The organism is Cyanobium sp. BA20m-p-22, assembly GCF_024346275.1.
Taxonomy (GTDB): Bacteria; Cyanobacteriota; Cyanobacteriia; order PCC-6307; family Cyanobiaceae; genus Cyanobium_A.
This window is the reverse complement of the sequence record NZ_JAGQCQ010000229.1, coordinates 1-6,017: the sequence shown is the minus strand read 5'-3', so window position 1 is coordinate 6,017 and position 6,017 is coordinate 1. Positions and strand designations below refer to the sequence as shown.

Sequence of the window (6,017 nt, the reverse complement as noted above, 5' to 3'; positions counted from 1 at the left end):
CCCTGCCTGCATTGGCAAAGCCCTGAAGCCGATCCGCAGCGGCAGCTGGTGCTCCCGGGCGATGCGGTGCAACTCCAGGGCAATCCCCAGACCTGCTCTGGTGGCATCGAAGCGGCCGGTGTAGGGGGAAGGTGCTGCCAGCACGAAGCGCACCTCCGGCGGCGGAGCAGGGGCTGGCATGGACGAGAAGGTCGGCATGGGAACAGGGCCGGGAAAGTCGAAAAACAGAGGAACCAGGCTGGCTCAAGCCAACCCGCCCACCAGTGGCCACCAGGCGTCCGCCGCGGCCAGCTCAGCTTCGCTGAGGCCTGCGCAGCGGCGCACCTCGGCGGCCTGGCTGTCGAGCAGGGAGCCGTGCAGCTCCTCCCCAAGGGCCTGGCGCAACAGGGCGCTGGCGGCAAAAGCGGCTGAGGCCTGCGCCAGGCTGGCAGGCAACCGCACCGCCACACCGGCCGGCAGACGGGCTGGATCGCCGCTTACCGGCGGCGGCAGGGGCCTGGCCTGCTCCAGCCCCGCCAGCGCCACCGCCTGCACGGCCGCCAGCAGCAGGTAGGGATTGGCCGCCAGATCCACCACCTTGAGTTCCAGGTGGGCGGCGGCCCCATCGGCGGCAGTGGGGATCAGGCGCAGGGCCGCCTCCCGGTTCTCGATGCCCCACACCTGGAACGGCGCCGACCGCTTCGGTAAGGCCACCGGGGCCGCCGCCGCCCTGGAGCAGGGGCAGGCCATCGCGCTGCAGGCTCAGGTGCAGATGGCCCCCATTGCCCACCCGCTCCAGGCTGGGTTTTGGACTGAAACTGCAGCACCAGCCGGTCGGCCGCCTCCAGGGGCGTGCCTGGCGCGAGCGACAGCTCAAACTGCCCGGCGCCGTATTCAGGGTGGAACTGCAGCCAGGGGATGCCGGCGGCCTCCAGGGCATCGAGCAGGGCCGTGGCGTAATCCAGCCCCTCCACCAGCCGATCGGCACCGTAGGGGCCGCCGGCAATGGCCGGTTGGGGTTCGGCAGCGGGGCGATGGCTGGCCACCAGCCACTCCAGTTCGAAGCCGGCCCGCAGCTCCACGCCGGCCTGGTGAAGCTGCTCCTGCTGCTGACAGCAGCAGGAGCGCTGATCCCCCGCATAGGGCTCGCCGGAGCGCTCGAAGCGTTCCCCCGGCGCCCAGGCCCAGCCGCTGCTGGGCTCAAGCAGCGCCAGGGCAGCGGCATCGGCCCGCAGACGCAGGTCGCCGTCCGGCTTGGCCAGGCGATGGGCCGGATCGATGGCGCCATCGGCGCGGAAAGCATCGGAGACCGGCGAAAAGCCCACCCCCACGGCAGCCGCCGCATCAAAAGCCGCCAGGGGCACCACCTTCACCAGCGGCGCGCCGGCATGGTTCACCCAGGTGATCGCCACCCAGCGGATGCCCTGATCGGCGAGGGCGGCGACCGGCGGGGACAAGGGATTAGGCACGGGCAGGCCGCTGCTCTTCGGCCATGATTGTCCCGGCCGGCTATATGCCCGCCGAAAGAGCTACTTGCGAACAGGGAAGGCGGCGGTCGAAACGGGGGAAATCAATAAATGCCGAATTGCTTGTAATGGTTGTGGGCTGCTGCCAACTGCAGGCTGTCGTAGCCACGCGCGGTGCTGGATGCCCTTGGAGAGCAACGGCAGTTCCCCGCCAGCCTGGCCCTGCTTGAAAACTCTTCACACCCTGGCTGAATCTTCAAGCTGGCAGGTAGTAGCGCACCAAGGTGTAGACGCGGTTGTGATGGGCATCAAGGGCGCGACGCAGACTGATGCCATGTTGATTGAGCAGGAGGCTGTCCAGCCAATAGCGGGGAATAGCCATGGGCATCACGATCGTAAGTCGTCCGGAATGGCGGCTCTCTTGAGCCTCCACAAAGTCAACGAACGGGTTGATCTCAGAGGCGTAGGGACTCTCCAGCAGGGTGAGATTGATGGCTGGATCGCTGCCCACCAATTCGCTCCAGTCCGCCCGGATCCGTTCAGGGTCGTCATCGCCCCGCAAAACCCAGACAACTTCCACCCGATCTGAGATGGTGGCGGCATAACGCAGGGCCTCAAGCCCCGGTTGACTAAACATGCGCAGCCAGACAATGCTGCGATTGCCAATCGGTTCATGTCTTGGGGGAATAGAAAGTGGTTGCTGCGATCCAGCAGGCAGCTGGATCGCGGCATAGACCTGTCGGTAACGCTGGCGGATGCGGGCCAGCAGCAGCACCAGCAGGGGGATGGCGATCACCACCGTCCAGGCACCTTCAGCGAACTTGCTGATGCCGATCACAAGCAGCACAAGCAAAGTGCAGATGGCGCCGACCCCATTCATCAGGACCCGACCCTGCCAGTGGCTCATGCGCTCTCGCCAGCCGTGCACCACCATCCCCGCCTGGGAGATGGTGAAGGCCAGAAACACTCCCAGGGCGTAGAGATTAACCGCCACCGTGGTGTCCCCCCGGCTCACCAGCACGATCACGGCAGTAGCCAGCACCAATAAAACAATGCCGTTCTGGAACACCAGGCGATCTCCTACCCAGGCCATCTGCCGGGGCAGGAAGTTGTCGCGAGCCAACAGAGCAGAAAGACGGGGGAAATCCGCGAAGGCAGTGTTGGCCGCCAGCATCAGAATCAACAGGGTGGTGACCTGCAAAAACCAGTACAGGGGGTTACCGGAGCCGAACAGGCGCTGGCCTATCTGGGCGAGCACGGTGATGTCTGGATGGGGGGCGATGCCGTACATGAAGCCCAAACCACTCACCGCCAGAAACATCGCCGCCAGCAGGGAGCCCATCACCACGAGAGTGCGGCGGGCCCGCTGGGCGGAGGGTTCTCGAAACACCTGCACGCCATTGGCGATTGCCTCGATACCGGTCATGGCCGAGCAACCGGAGCTGAAAGCCCTCAAAATCAAAAACAGGCCGAGGGGCTCAGCAGCGACCACCGCTGGGGGCTGATCGGGCTGGAAGCCGTGGGAGAAGAGCAGGTTGACCGCACCAGCGATGGCCAGCACCGCCACCATCAGCACGAATGAGTAGGTGGGCAGGGCGAAAAGGCGACCTGATTCGCGCAGGCCCCGCAAGTTGGCCCAGCCCACCACGGTGAGCAAGATCAGAGCGATCACCACCTCCCAGGGCAGCAGCCAAGGCACCAAAGAGGTGAGGGCCTGGGTGCCGGCCATCAAACTCACCGCCGCCGTAAGCACGTAGTCGATCAGCAGGCTGGCGGCCGCCACCAGCGCCGCCCAGGTGCCGAGATTTTCGCGGCCCACCACATAGGCGCCACCGCCCTGGGGGTAAGCCTCGATCGTCTGCCGATACGAGAACACCACAATGGCGATCAGCACAACGATCGCCGCTGTGATCGGCAAGGACAAGCGCAGAGCGCCGCTGCCCGCCAACACCAGAACCCCGAGGGCCGCTTCAGTGGCATAGGCCACCGAGGACAGGGCATCGGAAGAGAGGATGGGCAGGGCTGCAAAGCTCGGAAGCTATTCAGCCTCGGCCTGGCTGCGGGGCAGGGGGGCTCCAAACAGTCGGCGACTGAGTTCTGCGCCCATTGCTCCGAATCACCAAGCTGCTCAGGCTTTCATGGATCTAGGCGGCCTCAGTGGATTGGTCAAGCGAGTGGGGGCAAACGCCTGAAGTAGAGCCTTACCCCTCCATCTTGTCGCCCAGCTTCTCGGCCACGGTGTTCACGTCCTTGTCGCCGCGGCCTGAGAGGTTGAGCACCACCTCGGTGCCGGGGGCCAGGCTGGGGCAGAGCTTCTCCAGCCAGGCGAAGGCATGGGCCGTTTCCAGGGCCGGGATGATGCCCTCGAGGCGACACAGAAGCTGCAGGGCATCCAGCGCCTCGGTGTCGGTCACGGCGCCGTATTCGGCCCGGCCGATGGTTTTGAGGTAGCTGTGCTCGGGGCCCACGCCGGGGTAATCGAGGCCGGCGCTGATCGAATGGGCCTCCCGCACCTGGCCCTCGTCGTCCTGCAGCAGCAGGCTCATGGCGCCGTGCAGCACCCCAACTCGGCCCTCGGTGATCGTGGCGGCATGGCGGCCGCTGGCAACCCCATCACCGGCGGCCTCCACACCGATCAGCCGCACGGAGGTGTCCTGCACGAAGGGATGGAACAGGCCCATGGCATTGGAGCCACCGCCCACGCAGGCCACCAGCACGTCCGGATTGCGGCCGAAAGCCTCGTGGCACTGGCGCTTTGTTTCCTCGCCGATCACGGCGTGGAAATCGCGCACCAACATCGGATAGGGATGGGGACCCGCCACCGAACCGAGGATGTAGTGGGTGCTCTCCACGTTGGTCACCCAGTCGCGGATGGCCTCGCTGGTGGCGTCCTTGAGGGTGGCGGTGCCGGCGGTGACTGGGCACACCGTTGCCCCCAGCAGGCGCATGCGGAATACGTTCAGGGCCTGGCGACGCATGTCCTCGGCGCCCATGTAGACGACGCACTCCAGCCCGAAGCGGGCGCAGACGGTGGCGGTGGCCACGCCGTGCTGACCGGCACCGGTTTCGGCAATGATCCGCTTCTTGCCCATGCGCAGGGCCAGCAGGGCCTGGCCGAGGGCGTTGTTGATCTTGTGGGCGCCGGTGTGGTTTAGGTCTTCGCGCTTCAGCCAGATGCGCGGGCCGCCCTCGGGCCGGCGGTAGTGCTCCGTGAGCCGCTCAGCTTCATAGAGGGGATTGGGCCGCCCCACATAGGTGCGCAGCAGATGGTTGAGCCGGTCGGTGAAGGCAGGATCGGCCCAGGCCTCAGCCGCCGCCTGCTCCAGTTCGGCCAGGGCGGGAATCAGGGTTTCGGGCACGTACTGGCCACCGAACTGGCCGTAGCGACCCAGGCTGTTGGGGCGGGCCGCAAGCGCCAGGGATGCCGGATCGACGCCCCTGGCTGCTGAGATGGGAGGAACGGTGCTTGTCACCGGTGGCGGAGCGAGATCACTTCAGCGTAAGAAGGGCCACGGCCAAGGGCGCAAAGAGGTGAAAGAGCTCACGGGCCTGCCCAAGCTGGCGGGTGGATGATGGGCTGATGCCAACCACCACCCCCAGGCCCTACGAGCCACTGCGCAAAATGCGCGTTATCTGCCACGGCCTGAGCCTGGCCATGCGCGACAAGGCCGTGGCCTACAAGGTGGTTCTTGCAGCGGGGCTCCTGGCGATCGCCTTCGCCCAGCGGGCCTGGCTGGATTTCGGCCTGGTGCTGGTGACCACGGCGCTGGTGCTGGCAGCCGAACTACTCAACACGGCCATCGAGGAGCTGTGCGACTACGTGCAGCCAGAACGAGCACCCCAGATCGGAGCCACCAAGGACATCGCCGCCGCCGCCGTGAGCGTGTGCATGGGGGCCTGGGTGATCGTGATGCTGATCGAGGGCTGGCGCCTGCTGCTGGCTAGGGAAAGCTGAGCGCCATCTTTAGGGCAATCACGATCATCCTGGCCCCGACTGGTCAGGCGGGCTGGGCTCTCGGGCGTATGCCGTCAGTTGCGTCTGCCTCCCGCCTGCGATGTAGATCGGGCGTTGGTCAGCGAGGCCCGAGGGCGTGAGCTTGGCGACGTGAGCTTTGGCATCGCACCGTCCCCGCCAACCCCTACAGAGCGGCGCACTTAGGTAAAAGTAAAGGTCAAGGGATTGGAGCGAAATCTCGCAGCACTTTCACTACACAAGCATTGGCGCCAAGCTCCCCCAAACCAGCGGACACCAGAACGGTTCCATAATGGTTGGACTGCGGTGCGATCACTTGCTGCCATGGCCAAAACCATCACGCTCAAGAACCTGCCCGACGCACTCCATGCCCGGCTCGCAGCGGCGGCCAAGCGGCACCGGCGCAGCCTCAACAATGAAGCGATCGTTTGCCTGGAGGCCGGTCTGGGAGATGACCACTTATCCGTAGAGCAGCAGCTGGGAGAGATCCGGGCGCTGCGCGACAGCCTGGCTCAGCACAGCTTTGATCCGGCCGAGATCGATGCCTTCAAGCGCGAGGGTCGGCCTTGATTGTTGTCGACACCAACGTGCTGGCCTAT

7 protein-coding genes are annotated in these 6,017 nt (G+C 65.8%); 2 read left to right on the top strand and 5 right to left on the bottom strand.

What is annotated here, in order from left to right:
- From KBZ15_RS16505 to trpB, 5 genes are all read right to left on the bottom strand, one after another.
- On the bottom strand, window positions 1-198 hold a 198-nt coding region (locus KBZ15_RS16505; RefSeq protein WP_255016289.1), incomplete at its 3' end, for a hypothetical protein.
- Between the two features lie 45 nt (window positions 199-243).
- Window positions 244-693, bottom strand: a complete 450-nt coding sequence (locus KBZ15_RS16500) for a glutamine synthetase (protein WP_255016288.1) — start codon at window positions 691-693, stop codon at window positions 244-246.
- Window positions 621-1,436, bottom strand: coding sequence for a glutamine synthetase (locus KBZ15_RS16495; protein WP_255016287.1), 816 nt, complete (start codon window positions 1,434-1,436; stop codon window positions 621-623). Before KBZ15_RS16495 ends, KBZ15_RS16500 begins: the two co-directional genes overlap by 73 nt.
- Before the next feature lie 265 nt (window positions 1,437-1,701).
- Window positions 1,702-3,465: an APC family permease gene (locus tag KBZ15_RS16490; RefSeq protein WP_255016290.1), complete on the bottom strand. Its 1,764-nt coding sequence runs from the start codon at window positions 3,463-3,465 to the stop codon at window positions 1,702-1,704.
- Window positions 3,466-3,646: 181 nt separating this feature from the next.
- The gene (trpB, locus tag KBZ15_RS16485) at window positions 3,647-4,918 is read right to left on the bottom strand and encodes a tryptophan synthase subunit beta (RefSeq protein ID WP_255016286.1); all 1,272 of its coding nucleotides are present in this window, start codon (window positions 4,916-4,918) and stop codon (window positions 3,647-3,649) included.
- Window positions 4,919-5,025: 107 nt separating this feature from the next.
- Here trpB and KBZ15_RS16480 point away from each other — a divergent pair, with 107 nt between their 5' ends.
- Window positions 5,026-5,400, top strand: a complete 375-nt coding sequence (locus KBZ15_RS16480) for a diacylglycerol kinase (protein ID WP_255016285.1) — start codon at window positions 5,026-5,028, stop codon at window positions 5,398-5,400.
- Between the two features lie 342 nt (window positions 5,401-5,742).
- Entirely contained in the window at window positions 5,743-5,988 is a 246-nt protein-coding gene (locus KBZ15_RS16475) for a FitA-like ribbon-helix-helix domain-containing protein (RefSeq protein ID WP_255016284.1), read from the top strand.
- Window positions 5,989-6,017: the final 29 nt, after the last annotated feature.